We start from the raw sequence: 15,365 nt of genomic DNA on the forward strand, positions 1-15,365 counted from the left end.
CGCGATGAACAAGAAATTCACAGACATCTTCATTGATCGTCCGGTACTGGCCATGGTGGTCAGCCTGGTGATTTTGGTGCTCGGCCTGCGCTCGGCGGGCTTGCTGCCGGTGCTGCAATATCCGTACACGCAGAACGCCGTGGTCACCGTCACCACCACCTACCCCGGCGCCGACGCCAATCTGGTGGCCAGTTTCATCACCACGCCGCTGGAAAACGCCATCGCGCAGGCCAACGGCATCGACTACATGACGTCGAGCAGCGTGCAGAGCAGCAGCACCATCACCGCCAACCTGCGGCTGAACTACGACCCCGACAAGGCGCTCACCGAGATCAATACCAAGGTGAACTCGGTGCTCAACCAGCTGCCCGCCGCGGCGCAGAAGCCGGTGCTCACCGTCTCCATCGGGCAGACCATCGACGCCATGTACATCGGCTTTTACAGCGATGTGCTCAAGCCCAATCAGATCACCGACTACATCACCCGTTCGGTGCAGCCCAGGCTGCAGTCGGTCGACGGCGTGCAGACGGCGGAGATTCTGGGCGCCAAGAATTTCGCCCTGCGCGCCTGGCTCGACCCCAACAAACTCGCGGCCTACGGCCTGACTGCCGCCGATGTGTATTCGGCCTTGGCCGCCAACAACTATCTCTCGGCCACGGGCAATACCAAGGGCCAGATGGTGCAGATCAATGTGTCGGCCAACACCGATCTGAAGTCGCTCAGCGGCTTCCGCAATATGGTGGTGAAGACGGTTGACGGCCAGGTGGTGCGGCTCGATCAGGTGGCCAACGTCACCCTCGGCTCGGACGACTACGACAGCTCGGTGGCCTTCGATGGCAAGTCCTCGGTGTTTGTCGGCATTCAGGTGGCGCCCGGCGCCAATCTGCTCGACGTCGTGGCCCGCGTGCGCAAGGTCTTCCCCGATATTCAGCAGCAATTGCCCGCCGGATTGAAGGGGCAGATCGTCTATGACTCGACCAAGTTCGTCACCTCCTCCATCGACGAGGTGATCAAGACGCTGGTCGAAGCCGTGCTCATCGTCACCGCCGTGGTGTTCATCTTCCTCGGTTCGCTGCGCTCGGTCATCATTCCGCTGGTGGCCATCCCGCTGTCGATCGTGGGCACCTTCACCATCATGCTGGCGCTGGGCTACTCGATCAACCTGCTCACCCTGCTATCCATCGTGCTGGCCATCGGATTGGTGGTGGACGACGCCATCATCGTGGTCGAGAACATCAGCCGCCACCTCGAAGAAGGCATGTCGCGGCATGACGCCGCCGTGCGGGCCGCGCGTGAACTGGCCAACCCCATCATCGCCATGACCATCGTGCTCGTGGCGGTGTATGTGCCCATCGGCTTCATGGGCGGCCTCACCGGTGCGCTGTTCACCGAGTTCGCCTTCACCCTGGTGGGCACCGTGGTGATCTCGGCCATCATCGCGCTGACCCTGTCGCCCATGATGTGCTCCAAGCTGCTCAAGGCGCCCGATCCGCAGAGCCATAGCTGGCAAGACCGGCTGGTGCTGTTCCTCGATCACAGCTTCGACCGGCTGCACAACCGCTACGAGCGCACCCTGCACGGCTCGCTCAACTTTCTGCCGGTGACGGCGGTGATGGCGGTCATCATTCTGGGCTCCATCTATTTCCTTTACTCCACCTCGATGTCGGAGCTGGCGCCGCAAGAAGATCAGGGTGTGCTCATCGCCATATCGTTCAACAGCCCGACGGCTACGCTCGACCAGCGCGCGCTCTATGCCAAGCAGGTCTATGACGTGTTCAAGACCTTCCCCGAAACCGACCATGTGTTCCAGCTCAACACCCCCAGCCAAGTGATTGGCGGCATGGTGCTCAAACCGTGGAACGAGCGCACCCGCACGGCCACGCAGATGCAGCCCGAGCTACAGCAAAAGCTCAATCACATCGCCGGCAGCCAGATCGCCGTGTTCCAGCCGCCGCCGCTGCCGGGCTCGCGCGGCCTGCCCATCCAGTTCGTCATCACCACCACCGAACCGGCGGACAAGCTCTACGAGGTGTCGCAGAAATTCCTGCAAGACGCGCTGAAATCCGGCAAGTTCATCTTCCTGCAGTCTGACCTGCGCATCGATCTGCCGCAGACCCGCCTGCACATCGACCGCAATATGGCCGCGCAACTCGGCCTGACCATGCAGGACATCGGCTCGGCGATGTCGGCCATGCTCGGTGGCGGTTACGTCAACTTTTTCGAACTCGACGGCCGCTCCTACAAGGTCATTCCGCAGGTCGCGCAAAAGTACCGCCTCAATGCCAGCCAGCTGCAGCACTACTACATCCGCACGGCCAGCGGGGCGATGGTGCCGCTGTCCACCGTGGTGCACCTGACCTCGAGCGTGCAGCCCGAAACCATCAACCACTTCCAGCAGCTCAACTCGGCCACCATTCAGGGCGTTTCCCTGCCCACCATCGCCCAGGGGCAGGCGCTGGACGATCTGGTGACCCTCGCCAAGCGCACCCTGCCGGTCGGCTATAGCTACGACTTCGCCGGGCCGTCGCGCCAGTTCGAGCAAGAGACCGGCGGGCTGGTGCTGACCTTCGGCTTCGCCATGATCATCATTTTCCTGGCGCTGTCGGCACAGTTCGAGAGCTTCCGCGATCCGGTCATCATTCTGGTGTCGGTGCCCATGGCGATCTCGGGCGCGCTGCTGTTCATCAACCTGGGCATCGGCCACGCCACCCTCAACATCTACACCGAGGTCGGGCTGGTGACGCTGATCGGCTTGATCTCCAAACATGGCATTCTCATCGTCGAGTTCGCCAACAACCTGCAGCGTGAAGGGCGAAGTAAACGCGAAGCCATCGAACACGCCGCAGGCATGCGTCTGCGCCCGATTCTGATGACCACTGCCGCCATGGTGCTGGGTGTCATGCCGCTGATTTTCGCCAGCGGAGCGGGCGCGGTCAGCCGTTTCAACATGGGCCTGGTCATCGCCACCGGCCTGTCCATCGGCACCCTGTTCACGCTGTTCGTCGTGCCTGCGATGTACATGCTGCTCGGCGCCGACCATAGCCACGAGGCCCGCGCCCAGGCGCTGCGTGAAGCGGAGGCGAATGACCCGCTGGCGCATCCGCCCGGCGGCGGCGCCTCTACGGCGCACTGAGCATCATTGAAAAAACCGGCTTTTCGCCGGTTTTTTCTTGCATTCCCAATGGTCTCGCTCTGCCAGAAAAGTCTTTTTGGGGGCGACCGTGATGCAGAGGAGCTCGTGTCACGTTCTCCTGCTGCCGCATGTCATCTCGCGCATCGATCTGTGTGGCTGACGCACAAGACCGTGCGGCTAAAGCGGGCCGAGAACGGCGGCACAGTGCCAAAAGAGTTGCTCTGGACTGAGCCGCAACAACTCGACGCAGCGACTTGATTCAGACCTTGGCAGGCTCCAACGCCTGAATCGCCACCGACTCCAACGGCCGACCGGCTCTGCGTTCCCAATCGGCCTTCTGGTCTTCACCTACCGCGCCGACATTGAAGTATTGCGCCTGCGGGTGGGCGAAATAAAAGCCGCTCACGCTGGCTGCGGGCATCATGGCCCAGCTCTCGGTCAGCGACATGCCGATGTCCTGCGCCTGCAGCGCGGCGAACATCTCCCCTTTCACCGAGTGTTCAGGGCAGGCGGGATAACCCGGCGCCGGGCGGATGCCCCGATACTTCTCGGCGATCAACTCGGCGTTGCTCAGCGATTCTTCGGGCGCATAGGCCCAGAACTCGGTGCGCACGCGCTGGTGCATGCGCTCGGCCAATGCCTCGGCCAAGCGGTCGGCCAGCGACTTGAGCATGATGGCGGAATAGTCGTCGAGGTCGGCGAGGAAGGCTTTCTCCTTCGCTTCCACCCCCAGTCCGGCGGTCACGGCGAACATGCCGATGTAGTCCGCCGCCACGCCCTTGGGCGCGATGAAGTCGGCCAGCGCGCGGTTGGGGCGGGGTACGCCGTCCACCACCGGGCGCTCGGTCTGCTGGCGCAGGCCATGCCACACCATCAACTCGCTGCTGCGGCTCTCGTCGGTATAGAGTGCGATGTCGTCATCGTTCACACTATTGGCCGGCCACAGGCCGATGACGGCATTGGCGGTGAGCCAGCGGCCTTCGATCAGACGCTTGAGCATGCGCTGCGCGTCGCTGTAGACGCGGCGAGCGGATTCGCCCACGATGTCGTCGGTGAGGATGTCGGGAAACTTGCCCGCAAGATCCCAGGTCTGGAAGAAGGGCGCCCAGTCGATGCAGGCCGCGATCTCGGACAGGTCGTAGTTGCGAAACACCCGCCGCCCGATGAACTTGGGCACCGGCGGCGTGTAGCCCGACCAGTCGATTTTGGTTTTGTTGGCGCGGGCGGCGGCCAGCGGCACCAAGGGCGTCACGCGCTTGTTGGCGTGCAGAATGCGCACCTTTTCGTAGTCGGCCTCGATCTCGGCGATATAGGCCGCTGCCTGATCGGACAGCAGGCTCTGCGCCACGCCCACGCTGCGCGAGGCGTCGGGCACATACACCACCGGCCCTTCGTAATGCGGGGAAATTTTCACCGCGGTGTGCACCCGGCTGGTGGTGGCGCCGCCGATGAGCAGGGGCATCTTGCGGCTGCGGAAGTAGTCGTCGCGTTGCATCTCGGCGGCCACATGCTGCATTTCTTCGAGGCTCGGGGTGATGAGGCCGGACAGCCCGATGATGTCCGCGCCTTCTTCACGCGCCTTGGCGAGGATGTCCTTGGCGGGCACCATCACGCCCATGTTCACCACTTCGAAGTTGTTGCACTGGAGCACCACGGTGACGATGTTCTTGCCGATGTCGTGCACGTCGCCCTTCACCGTGGCGATGACGATCTTGCCCTTGGCGCGCACATCGCAACCCGCGGCCTGCATTTCCAGCTTCTCAGCTTCGATGTAGGGCAGCAGATGGGCCACGGCTTGCTTCATCACCCGCGCACTCTTGACGACCTGGGGCAGGAACATCTTGCCCGCGCCGAACAAGTCGCCGACCACGTTCATGCCGTCCATCAGCGGGCCTTCGATGACGTGCAGCGGCCGCCCGCCTTCGGCACGGATGGTCTGCCAGACTTCTTCGGTGTCGTCGACGATGAAGTCGGTAATGCCGTGCACCAGCGCGTGGCTCAGACGCTGGCGCACCGGCAGCTCGCGCCAGGCCAGCCGGGCGGTATCGTCTTTGGCCGCGCCCTTCACCGCTTCGGCCACTTCGAGCAGGCGCTCGGTGGCGTCGGGGCGGCGGTTGAGCACCACGTCTTCCACGCGCTCGCGCAACTCGGGGTCGAGGTCGTCGTAAACGCCCATTTGCCCGGCGTTGACGATGCCCATGTCCATCCCGGCCTGAATGGCGTGATACAGGAACACGGTGTGGATGGCCTCGCGCACCGGCTCGTTGCCGCGGAAGCTAAAACTCACGTTGGACACGCCGCCCGACACCTTGGCACCGGGCAGGTTCTGCTTGATCCAGCGCGTGGCGTTAATGAAATCGACCGCGTAGTTGTTGTGCTCCTCGATGCCGGTGGCGATGGCGAAAATGTTCGGATCGAAAATGATGTCTTCCGCCGGAAACCCCACCTGATCGACCAACAGGCGATAGGCGCGCTCGCAGATCTGCGTCTTGCGCTCGAAAGTGTCGGCCTGCCCCTGCTCATCGAACGCCATGACCACGGTGGCCGCGCCATAGCGGCGCAGCAGCCGCGCCTGGCGGATGAACTCGGCCTCGCCCTCTTTCATGGAGATGGAGTTCACCACCGCCTTGCCCTGCACGCAGCGCAGCCCCGCCTCGATCACGCTCCACTTGGAACTGTCGATCATCACCGGCACACGGGCGATGTCGGGCTCGGAGGCCATGAGGTTGAGAAAGCGCACCATCGCCGCCTTGCTGTCGAGCATGGCTTCGTCCATATTGACATCGATGATCTGCGCGCCGTTTTCCACCTGCTGCCGTGCCACGGCCAGCGCCTTGTCGTACTCCCCGGCGAGGATCATGCGGGCGAAGGCTTTGGAACCCGTCACATTGGTGCGCTCGCCGATGTTGACGAACAGCGAGCCGGGGCCGACGATAAGCGGCTCGAGGCCGGAGAGTTGCAGCGGGGGAAGGGCGGGGGCGGTTGCGTCTTGGGGCATGGGATCTCGATCAGTTGTCAGCCTTCGTCACCGCGCGGGGGAAGAAGGGATGAGCGCCGTTGAGACCCCAAGCCTGACCCCTGCCGCACACTTCATGGCAGGCGCTGCAACGCTCCTTGGAGCGACGTATTGTAAATATCAATAGGAATGAGGTGCACCGGGCCTACCATGCATTCGTAACCCCATCCATCGCCATGCCCGATCGCCGTCCGTCCCAACAGTCCGTCCACGCCACCTGGGCGCCGCGCATTGCGCAGTTGCTGCTGCGTCAGCCCGGCCACCGGCTGACCGCGGAAGATGCCGTACTCATCGCCAACCAGATGCAGGTGCGCTGGATGCAGGCGGGCACGCGCTTCATTCAGCAGGATGACGACACGCATGACGGCACCATTCTGATGCTGCTGTATGGCGAGGTGAGTGTGGAGAAAGCGCCGCAGCACCAAGGCGACAGTCTGGTGGTTTCCATCGCCAAGGCCGGGCAGATGTTCGGGGAAATGGGCGTCTTGCTCGATGCACCGCGCAGCGCGAGTTGCGTGGCCTATTCCGATGTGGCCCTGGCCGAACTCAGCCGCGAAGCGCTGGAGCGGCTGCTGGTCGAGCATCCCGCAACGGCGGCGCGACTCGCTCTGGGCATCGCCAGCCGTCTGGCCGAGCATCTGCGCGACACCTCGAACAAACTCACTTCGATGTCGCGCCTGGTCAGCGCCATGCACCCGGCCATCCGCGCGCAGATGCTGGGGCCGAAGTCGGGTTTTTCGCCCAGCCAGCTCGACGACCCTGCGGCGCCGGACTGAATCAAAGCCGCCCCACGGCTTCCGCAGCCAGCCAGCTCACCACGCTGGCGAGCAAAAACACCAGAAATCCGATGTTGTTTTCCATCCCCAGGCGCTCGGTGAAAAACCGGCGCAGGCCATAAACGGCAAAGGGATAAATGATGACGGAGACGAAAAATCCGGCCACGGCAAGCGTCCTGAAATCGCGGGGAATTTATTGTGTCGCGTCCGGCGGGCTGAAGGTGTGTGCGGCTGTAAAAGCGCGTTGATAAACGAAAACCGAGGCCGGCGGCGCGTTGCGCCAGGCCAGCCCGGCGCGTCGCACCTGCAGACCGAGTTCTTCGCGCAAGGCGCGCGAAACCGGGCTGGCATGACCGTAGGTGAACTGCACAAAGCAACCGCCGGGCCGCAGCACGGAAAACGCCTCGTTCAGAATAGAGCGTTGTGTGGCACGCGGCATGGAAAGCAGGCCCAGCCCGCTGATCACCGCATCCGCCGGGCCGCCCAGCAGGTAGCCCGAAGCCTGTGCCGCGGTACGCAGCGCGCAGGCATCGGCCTGGATCAGCTGCAGATCAGGAAATCGCTGCCGCAGAAGACCGTGCAACGAGGCGTCGCGCTCGACGACCAGCAGATTGGCGCAGTGCAAACCGTGCTCGATGAGAGCGCGGGTGAAGGCGCCCGTGCCCGCGCCGAGCTCGATCACCCGCTGCTGGGCCGGATCGCTTTCGGGCAGCAGCGAAAGCGGCTTGAGCATTTTCTGGCTGAGCTGCCGCCCTGAGGGCAGCACGGCGGCCACACCCATGGGGTCGCGGGCCCAGGCGCGCAGGAAGGTGCGAATTTGCTGCCCGGCGCGCACAGGGCTCACAGGGCTGGGGGGAGTGATACTCATGCGGATACAGGACAATTCCTGAGAGTGGATCCAAATCGTGCCGTCCAGAACTCCGACGCACGCGGCGCCGAGCAAATAGCCAAGACGAACGAAGGATTTGATGCCGGTTCAGTGCCGGTCTTGGGCTTATCTCCCTGCTGTTTTTATAGTGTGAATGCCGCAACTGAGCGCAACCTTAGCATGAACTCCAACCTCGCAGAACCCACCGCCGTGCACGTTTTGAATTGGCAATGGCTGGGCCGACAGGACTATCTGCCGACCTGGCAAGCCATGCGGGCGCTGACCGATGCGCGCGACGCGACTACGCCCGACCAGATCTGGGGCGTGGAGCATCCGCCGGTGTTCACTCAGGGCCAGGCCGGTCGGCCCGAGCATCTGCTCGATGCGCACGGCGTTCCCGTCGTGCAGACCGATCGCGGCGGGCAGATCACCTATCACGGCCCCGGTCAGGCGGTGATCTATTTGCTGCTCGACCTTCGCCGCCGCCGCTGGATGGTGCGCGAAACCGTGCAGCGCATCGAGGAGGCGGTGATCCGCACCTTGGCGCGTTGGAGCATCGAAGGGGTGCGCCACCCCGGCGCGCCGGGCATCTACCTCGCGTCTAGCGAGAAGATCTCGGCCCTCGGGCTCAAGGTGCGCAACGGTTGCACCTATCACGGCGTGGCCATCAACGTGGCGATGGACCTGCAACCGTTCACCTGGATCAACCCCTGCGGCTACGCCGGGCTGCGCACCCTCGACATGGCGAGTCAGGGCGCGAATGCTGCCGTGGAGCAAGTCGCTGCAACCTTTGCCGAGGAATTCGCCGCGCTTTGGCAGACGCAAGGCGGCGGGCCTACCATGAAGCCTTGAGCGTTTTTTTCGCCTACTGCGCCCTTTTACATGACCTCGCCGACCCCACCGCTTGCCGACCCCACGATCAAACAAAAAGGGCAGGCCAAGACCGCCCGTATTCCCATCAAAATCGTGCCCGCTGGCGATGCACCGCTGCGCAAGCCCGACTGGATTCGCGTCAAAGCGGCGGCGCCTTCGTCGCAGTTCTACGCCATCAAAGGGCTGTTGCGCGAGCACAAGCTGGTGACCGTGTGCGAAGAGGCCAGTTGCCCCAACATCGGCGAATGTTTCGGCAAGGGCACGGCCACCTTCATGATCATGGGTGACAAATGCACCCGCCGTTGCCCCTTCTGCGACGTCGGCCACGGCCGCCCCGACCCGCTCGACCCTGAAGAGCCCGGCAATCTGGCGCGGGCCATCGCGGCCATGCGACTGCGCTATGTGGTCATCACCAGCGTGGACCGCGACGATCTGCGCGACGGCGGCGCGCAACACTTCGTGGACTGCATCCAGACGACCCGCGCGCTATCGCCCACCACGCAGATCGAAGTGCTCGTGCCCGATTTCCGCGGCCGTCTCGACAAGGCGCTCGATCTGTTCGCCGCCGGGCTTCCTGATGTGATGAATCACAACCTCGAGACCGTGCCGCGCCTCTACAAACAGGCCCGTCCCGGCGCCGATTACGCCCACTCGCTCAAGCTGCTGGCCGATTTCAAGGCGCGCTATCCCGGCATTCCCACCAAAAGCGGGCTGATGGTGGGTCTGGGCGAAACCGACGATGAAATTCTCGACGTGATGCGCGACATGCGCGCGCATGGCATCGACATGCTCACCATCGGCCAGTATCTCGCGCCCACCGGGCACCATCTGCCGGTGGCGCGCTATGTGCACCCCGACACCTTCGCGATGCTCGAGCGCGAAGCGCTGGCGATGGGGTTCACCCACGCCGCCGTCGGCGCGTTGGTGCGCAGCAGCTATCACGCCGATCAGCAGGCGCATGCGGCCGGTATCTGAACCGATTTCTTGCGCCAGCGCACCGCGCTGCGAGTTCGCGGCAGCGACAATCCGGGTTCAAAATTCATTCGTTCTGGAGATCGCCTGATGAAGTTTCCCGCCTATGCGCTGGGCCTGGCTGGGCTCATTCCCTTTATCGCTCTGGGCCTTGCCGCGTGGATTGCGCCCGAGACCTCGCTGACCGCCGTGGTGGTGATTCAGGCGCAATACGCTGCGGCCATTCTGGCGTTTCTCGGCGCGCTCTACTGGGGCGCAGCGCTGGTGCTGCCCGAAGGTCAGGTGCAACGTCCTTGGCTGCTGCTGGGCTGGGGCGTGGTGCTGCCGCTGTGGGCCTGGCGCATGACCTGGGCGTCGAACTGGGTGTACGGCATGACCGGGCTGTTCATCGGCCTGGCCATTGCTTATGCGGCCGATGTGATGCTGCGCAAGCAGCTTCCGTGGCCGTCGTGGTTTTTGCAACTGCGCCTGTGGCTCACGCTGGGCGCGCTGCTTGGTCTCGGTTTGACGCTGGCCCGGCTTTACACCCTCAAGCCTGCGGGCTGAACAAGCGCTAATCGTCCTGGGTTGCGGCGGCGCAGGCCGCGCACAGCCCTTGCACTTCCAGCCGCGCGTGCCGGGCGACAAAACCGGTGGCCGCTACGGCCTTGGCAATGGCGGCATCCACCGCGTCGCTTTGCAGTTCCTCCACCCGGCCGCATCGGGCGCATAGCAGCAGGTGCGCGGCGTGCGGCGTGTCAGGGTGGTTGCAGCCGACAAAGGCGTTCAGGCTATCGACGCGGTGAATCAGCCCCTGCTCCAGCAGGAAATCGAGGGCGCGATACACCGTGGGCGGCTTGGCCGCGTGATCCTCGGTGGACAACTGCGCGAGCAGGTCATAGGCCTTGACCGCCTCGGTGCGCGATTGCACCAGCTCCAGCACCCGACGCCGCAGCGGGGTGAGTCGCACGCCGCGGGCGGTGCACAGGGCTTCGGCATGCGACAAGGCCTCATGAGAGGCTTCCTGGTGGTGATGGCGATGAGCGGTCATGCCTGCAAGTATGCAACAAGCCGCGCGACCGGGCGGTATCAGCCCTGTTCCGGCAGATGGCCCACTTTCACGAAAATGGTGCAGCCTGACCGGCTGAACGGGGCATGCTGGCTCAGGTGCGGGCTGCGCATCCAGGTGCCTGCCGGATACCGGCCGTGCTCGTCTTCGAACACGCCTTCGATCACATAGATTTCTTCCCCGCCCCAGTGCCGATGCGCGGTGAACACGGTGCCGGGCGCCCACTGCACCAGCGCGGCATGCTCGCCCGCAAAGTCGGACAGGGGTTTGACGCTCAGCCCTTGCACCAGACCGGGCAGCCAGGGCGCGCGATGCGTGTCGATCACCACACGCTCACCATCGTCGGGCTGCATGTGACGCAATTTCACCAGCAGGGTGCAGCCCTGTTCGGTGAACGGCGCGTGGCGCGAGCCAGGAGGGTTTTTCAGATAAGTGCCCACCGGGTAAACGCCGTGCTCATCGGCAAACGTGCCTTGCAGCACCAGAATTTCTTCGCCCAGCGGGTGCAGGTGTGCGGCAAAACGCGCGCCCGGCGCGTAGCGCACCAGCGAGGTGGCGCGCGCGGCCTCACCGCCGTCACGCTCGATCAATTTGCGTTGCACGCCGACTGCGGGCGAATCCACCCAGGGCAGGGCGGTCGTGTCCACCACTTCAGCGCGGGAAAAGTCGGCACGCAGCAATGCGGGGGCAGCGGGGTCGAGCACGGCACTCATGGCGAAACCTGTTTGGTCGGCAGGATCAGCAGTTCCTGCGGGTTGACATGCGGCGGCTGGGCGAAGGCATAAAGCAGCGCTTGGGCGATGTCGTCGGCATGCAGGGCTTCGATGGCATCACGCCGGGTCTTCATTTGATCTTCCGGAACGTTGTGGCCCCAGTCGGTGTACACCGCCCCGGGCTCGATCAGAGAAACCCGGATGCCCTCTGGCCCCAGCTCCTTGCGCAGCGCGTCGTGTAGGCCCACGACGGCGAACTTGGTGGCGTTGTAGACGGCCCAACCTTCAATGCCGCGCCGCCCGCCCACGCTGGAAACCGTGTTGATCATCGCGCCGGGGCGGCCACGCAACAGCGGTATGGCTGCGCGCGTGCAATACAGCACCCCCCAGAGATTGGCGTCGATGGTGGCCTTCCACTCCTCGGTGCGGCCGTGCTCGAAGGCGCCGTGATAACCCACGCCCGCGTTGTTGAACAACAGGTCCAAGCCGCCGAACCGGGTTTTGACCGTTTCGAACAACTGCTGCACCTGACCTTCGTCGCCCACATCGGTGGCGACGACCAGGGCGCGGCTGCCCAGTTCATCGGCGAGGGTCTTGAGCTTGTCGGCAGAGCGCGCCGCGAGCACGACGGACATTCCTTCGGCCACCAAAGCGCGCGCGGCGGCTGCGCCAATACCACTAGAGGCGCCGGTGATGACGGCGACTTGATCTTTCAGGGAACGGATATGCATGGGGATCTCTTTTTTTGTCGAAGCCAGATGCTAGATCTGCGCACTGGCGCTTTGCAGTGCGGCGCCAAATCCACGCGCGCGCTGTGCGGGCATGTCCGCTGGGTCGTGCACAAATGGCGTGATCGGGTTTTAAGCCGTCGCGAGGCTGGTGACTTCGTCCACGAAGGGGTCGGCCAGATGTACGCGGTTGCGCCCGGCCGATTTGGCTGCGTACAGCGCGCGGTCGGCGCGAATCAGCAGATCATCGAAAGCGCTGTCTTCTGCCGCGGCTTGCGCCACGCCGATGCTGATGGTGATCGACAGCTCTTCAGGCTGCAGAACCCACGCCGCCGTGTGCTGGCGCAGCCGCTCGGCGGCGGCTTGCGCCGAGGGCAGTTCGGTTTGCGGCAGAAACACCAGAAACTCCTCGCCGCCCATGCGCGCCACATGATCGCTCGGCCGCGTGCCTTCGCGCAGCAGCGTGGCCAGGCCGGTCAGCACCCGGTCGCCCACGGCGTGGCCGTATTCGTCGTTGATGCGCTTGAAATGATCGATGTCGATCATCAGCACGCAAAACGGCAGGTCTTTGTGGCGGTAGGACGCCCATTCGCGCTCCAGCAACTGTTGCGCGGCCCGCCGGTTGAGCAGCCCGGTGAGCGGGTCTTTCAGCGCCAGATCGTGCAGTCTGCGTACCAACCGGGCCATCAGCATACCGCCGTAGATCAGGCTGAGAAACGAGGCGACGAGCAGCAGCGTGAGAGTGAGCAATTCGTTGAGCAGGCCATCCTCGCGGTAGTCCAGCGCCTGGCCGTTGCCAGTGAACACGGCAAAGGCGCGCCACAGCAGCGTGGCCGCAATGAACAGGGTGGGGCCATGCAGCAGCAAGGTGACAGGGCGGCCGAATTCCTGCGCCATGCTGGCGTGCACGCCCCAGACGCCGCGGGCCGCGATCCAGGCGATGAGCAGGCAGACGATGGCAATGCGCCACTCTTCCATCGCCACGGACGTGCCCGTCAGCCCGATGCCCAGAATCGCCAGACCGATGATCAGCGCGTGCTCCCGCAACCGGCCCGGACGGTCGAAAAACAATTCGCTGGCCCGTCGCGCCGCCGTGGCCGAGATGACGAGCAGCACATCCGCCAGCTGATAGCCCAGCACTTGCGGCACATTGCCGCGCAAAGCCAGCAGCAAGATGGACAGCGCGCCCAGCCCGCAGAACGCGGCCCAGTAGTAGGCGCTCTGGCGCGCCAGCCCCGCCAGCCGGGCCACCGCCAGCCAGGCCGTGGAGAACACGACCTGCTGCACAGCCACTGCCAGCAGCAGCCACTGGACGATGGTGAGGGTGTGGGGCATGAAGGGCGGTAGGCGAAGGCGCCGAAGCGGGTCAACCCCTCTTCAGCATCGAACGTGAGATCGCATTTTGCGCTGCCTTGGTGTCGGAGATCCCCCGGATTTCCTAGCGATGTATTTTTCCAACGCTACTTTCCGCAGGATCGTCTGCGCCGTACAGGCCAAAATGTAAAACAGCCGCCAGGGTGGGCGGCTGTGCAGGGGCTATTGGTTATTACTGGCCCGATAGTGCGTTCAGCTCAGTTCCTCATACAGCGGCAGGGTGAGGAAGTCGGTGAACGTGGCGCTAGTGGCCATCTGCTCGAAGATCTGCGCGGCCTTGTTGAACTGGCCCGTCGCGCCGGTGGCTTTGACCTTGGCGAGTTCCTCCGGGATGATCGCGCGCACCAGATCGGCAGTGACTTTGCGGCCGTCGCTCAGAACACCCTTGGGGCTCTGAATCCATTGCCACACCTGGCTGCGCGAGATTTCGGCGGTGGCCGCGTCTTCCATCAGATTGTGGATGGGCACGGCGCCGCTGCCCGCCAGCCACGCGCCGAGGTAGTGAATGCCGACGTTGGTGTTGTTGCGCAGCCCGGCTTCGGTGATGGGGGCTTCCGGGCGGAAGTCCAGCAGGTCGGCGGCGCCCACCTTGACATCGTCGCGAGTCTTGCCGATCTGGTTGGGCGCATCGCCCAGCACGGCGACGAACTCCTCCATCGCCACCGACACCAGCCCCGGATGCGCCACCCAGCCACCGTCGTAGCCGTCGGTGGCGTCGCGGCGCTTGTCCATGCGGATGCCCTCCATGGCCTTGGCGTTCTTCTCCGCGTCGTTCTTGATGGGGATGAGCGCGCTCATGCCGCCAATGGCTGGCGCGCCGCGCTTGTGGCAGGTCTTGAGCAGCAGCAGGGCGTAGGCACGCATGAACGGCACCGTCATGGTGATCTGCGAACGGTCGGCCAAGCAGAAGTCGTGATCCACTTTGAACTTCTTGATGGCGCTGAAAATGTAATCCCACCGGCCCGCGTTCAGCCCGGCGCTGTGCTCGCGCAACTCAAACAGAATCTCGTCCATCTCGAACGCGGCGAGGATGGTTTCGACCAGCACGGTGGCCTTGATGGAGCCCTGCGGCAGGCCCAGGGTGTTCTGCGCCAGCACGAAAACCTCGTTCCACAACCGCGCTTCCAGATGGCTTTCCATCTTGGGCAGGTAAAAGTAGGGGCCAGCGCCGCGGGCCAGCAGCTCGCGGGCGTTGTGGAAAAAGAACAGCCCGAAATCGAACAGGCTGCCGCTCACCCGCTGGCCGTCCACCAGCAGATGTTTTTCGTCCAGATGCCAGCCGCGCGGGCGAACCTGCAGGGTGGCGATGGTGTCGCCCAGCGCGTAGGTCTTGCCGTTCTGCTCCAGGTGGATGGTGCGGCGAATGGCGTCGAACAGATTGATCTGCCCTTCGATCTGGTTGGCCCAGTTTGGCGTGTTGGCGTCCTCGAAGTCGGCCATATAGCTGTCGGCGCCCGAGTTGAAGGCGTTGATGATCATCTTGCGATCCACCGGGCCGGTGATCTCCACGCGGCGACGCTGCAGCGCCTGGGGCAGCGGGGCGATTTTCCAGTCGCCCTCGCGCACCGCCCGAGTCTCGGCGAGGAAATCGGGTTTTTCACCGGCGTCGAGGCGGGCAGTGCGGGCCGCACGGGCCGCCAGCAGGGCCTGACGACGCGGCTCGAAAGCGCGGTGCAACTGGGCGACGAAGGCCAGCGCGTCAGGAGTGAGGATGCGGTCGAAGCCCGGCTGCAGCGGGGCGTTCAAGGTGACGCCCTGAGGGGCGGAAGGGGTTGTCATTTGGCGATCTCCGTGAGTTTGGGTGAAGGTTTGCGGCTGCCGCGTCGCAACGGATTGCGCAGCGCGTCGGCAGCCGCCCATCTTT

General features: G+C 64.2%; 13 protein-coding genes and 1 riboswitch. Of the genes, 5 read left to right on the top strand and 8 right to left on the bottom strand.

Annotated elements, in window-relative coordinates:
- Positions 1 to 4: 4 nt before the first annotated feature.
- Complete coding sequence (locus ABT24_RS02410) at positions 5 to 3,133, top strand: efflux RND transporter permease subunit (RefSeq protein ID WP_013124262.1); 3,129 nt, start codon at positions 5 to 7, stop codon at positions 3,131 to 3,133.
- A gap of 259 nt (positions 3,134 to 3,392) precedes the next feature.
- On the opposite strand, the gene metH is transcribed toward ABT24_RS02410, so the two are convergent.
- The gene (gene metH / locus ABT24_RS02415) at positions 3,393 to 6,131 is read right to left on the bottom strand and encodes a methionine synthase (RefSeq protein ID WP_276729556.1); all 2,739 of its coding nucleotides are present in this window, start codon (positions 6,129 to 6,131) and stop codon (positions 3,393 to 3,395) included.
- Between the two features lie 44 nt (positions 6,132 to 6,175).
- A riboswitch (S-adenosyl-L-homocysteine riboswitch) is annotated at positions 6,176 to 6,255 on the bottom strand.
- Positions 6,256 to 6,325: 70 nt separating this feature from the next.
- Between metH and ABT24_RS02420 the strand changes: the two genes are divergently transcribed.
- Entirely contained in the window at positions 6,326 to 6,925 is a 600-nt protein-coding gene (locus tag ABT24_RS02420; protein ID WP_276729554.1) for a Crp/Fnr family transcriptional regulator, read from the top strand.
- A gap of 1 nt (position 6,926) precedes the next feature.
- Here the strand turns inward: ABT24_RS02420 and ABT24_RS02425 are convergent, their stop codons facing one another.
- Positions 6,927 to 7,091, bottom strand: a complete 165-nt coding sequence (locus ABT24_RS02425; RefSeq protein WP_013107202.1) for a hypothetical protein — start codon at positions 7,089 to 7,091, stop codon at positions 6,927 to 6,929.
- Between the two features lie 27 nt (positions 7,092 to 7,118).
- A complete protein-coding gene (locus ABT24_RS02430; protein WP_013107201.1) occupies positions 7,119 to 7,793 on the bottom strand; it encodes a class I SAM-dependent methyltransferase in 675 nt (224 codons plus the stop codon).
- A 180-nt stretch (positions 7,794 to 7,973) separates the two neighbouring features.
- Here ABT24_RS02430 and lipB point away from each other — a divergent pair, with 180 nt between their 5' ends.
- The 3 genes from lipB (at position 7,974) to ABT24_RS02445 (ending at position 10,184) form a co-directional block, all read left to right on the top strand.
- On the top strand, positions 7,974 to 8,645 hold the full coding sequence (gene lipB, locus ABT24_RS02435) for a lipoyl(octanoyl) transferase LipB (protein WP_276729550.1): 672 nt from the start codon (positions 7,974 to 7,976) through the stop codon (positions 8,643 to 8,645).
- Between the two features lie 30 nt (positions 8,646 to 8,675).
- Entirely contained in the window at positions 8,676 to 9,641 is a 966-nt protein-coding gene (gene lipA, locus ABT24_RS02440; RefSeq protein ID WP_276729547.1) for a lipoyl synthase, read from the top strand.
- Positions 9,642 to 9,728: 87 nt separating this feature from the next.
- Positions 9,729 to 10,184: a DUF3429 domain-containing protein gene (locus ABT24_RS02445; protein ID WP_013107198.1), complete on the top strand. Its 456-nt coding sequence runs from the start codon at positions 9,729 to 9,731 to the stop codon at positions 10,182 to 10,184.
- Between the two features lie 7 nt (positions 10,185 to 10,191).
- Here ABT24_RS02445 and ABT24_RS02450 read toward each other — a convergent pair whose 3' ends face one another.
- From ABT24_RS02450 to aceB, 5 genes are all read right to left on the bottom strand, one after another.
- Positions 10,192 to 10,668, bottom strand: a complete 477-nt coding sequence (locus ABT24_RS02450) for a transcriptional repressor (RefSeq protein WP_276729545.1) — start codon at positions 10,666 to 10,668, stop codon at positions 10,192 to 10,194.
- Between the two features lie 38 nt (positions 10,669 to 10,706).
- Entirely contained in the window at positions 10,707 to 11,399 is a 693-nt protein-coding gene (locus ABT24_RS02455) for a cupin domain-containing protein (protein WP_276729542.1), read from the bottom strand.
- The gene (locus ABT24_RS02460; RefSeq protein WP_276729539.1) at positions 11,396 to 12,130 is read right to left on the bottom strand and encodes an SDR family oxidoreductase; all 735 of its coding nucleotides are present in this window, start codon (positions 12,128 to 12,130) and stop codon (positions 11,396 to 11,398) included. Before ABT24_RS02460 ends, ABT24_RS02455 begins: the two co-directional genes overlap by 4 nt.
- Positions 12,131 to 12,259: 129 nt before the next feature.
- The gene (locus ABT24_RS02465; RefSeq protein ID WP_276729537.1) at positions 12,260 to 13,462 is read right to left on the bottom strand and encodes a GGDEF domain-containing protein; all 1,203 of its coding nucleotides are present in this window, start codon (positions 13,460 to 13,462) and stop codon (positions 12,260 to 12,262) included.
- A gap of 231 nt (positions 13,463 to 13,693) precedes the next feature.
- Positions 13,694 to 15,280: a malate synthase A gene (gene aceB / locus ABT24_RS02470; protein ID WP_276729534.1), complete on the bottom strand. Its 1,587-nt coding sequence runs from the start codon at positions 15,278 to 15,280 to the stop codon at positions 13,694 to 13,696.
- Positions 15,281 to 15,365 lie beyond the last annotated feature (85 nt).

Source organism: Thiomonas sp. SCN 64-16 (assembly GCF_001725585.1).
GTDB classification, from domain to species: Bacteria; Pseudomonadota; Gammaproteobacteria; order Burkholderiales; family Burkholderiaceae_C; genus Thiomonas; species Thiomonas arsenitoxydans.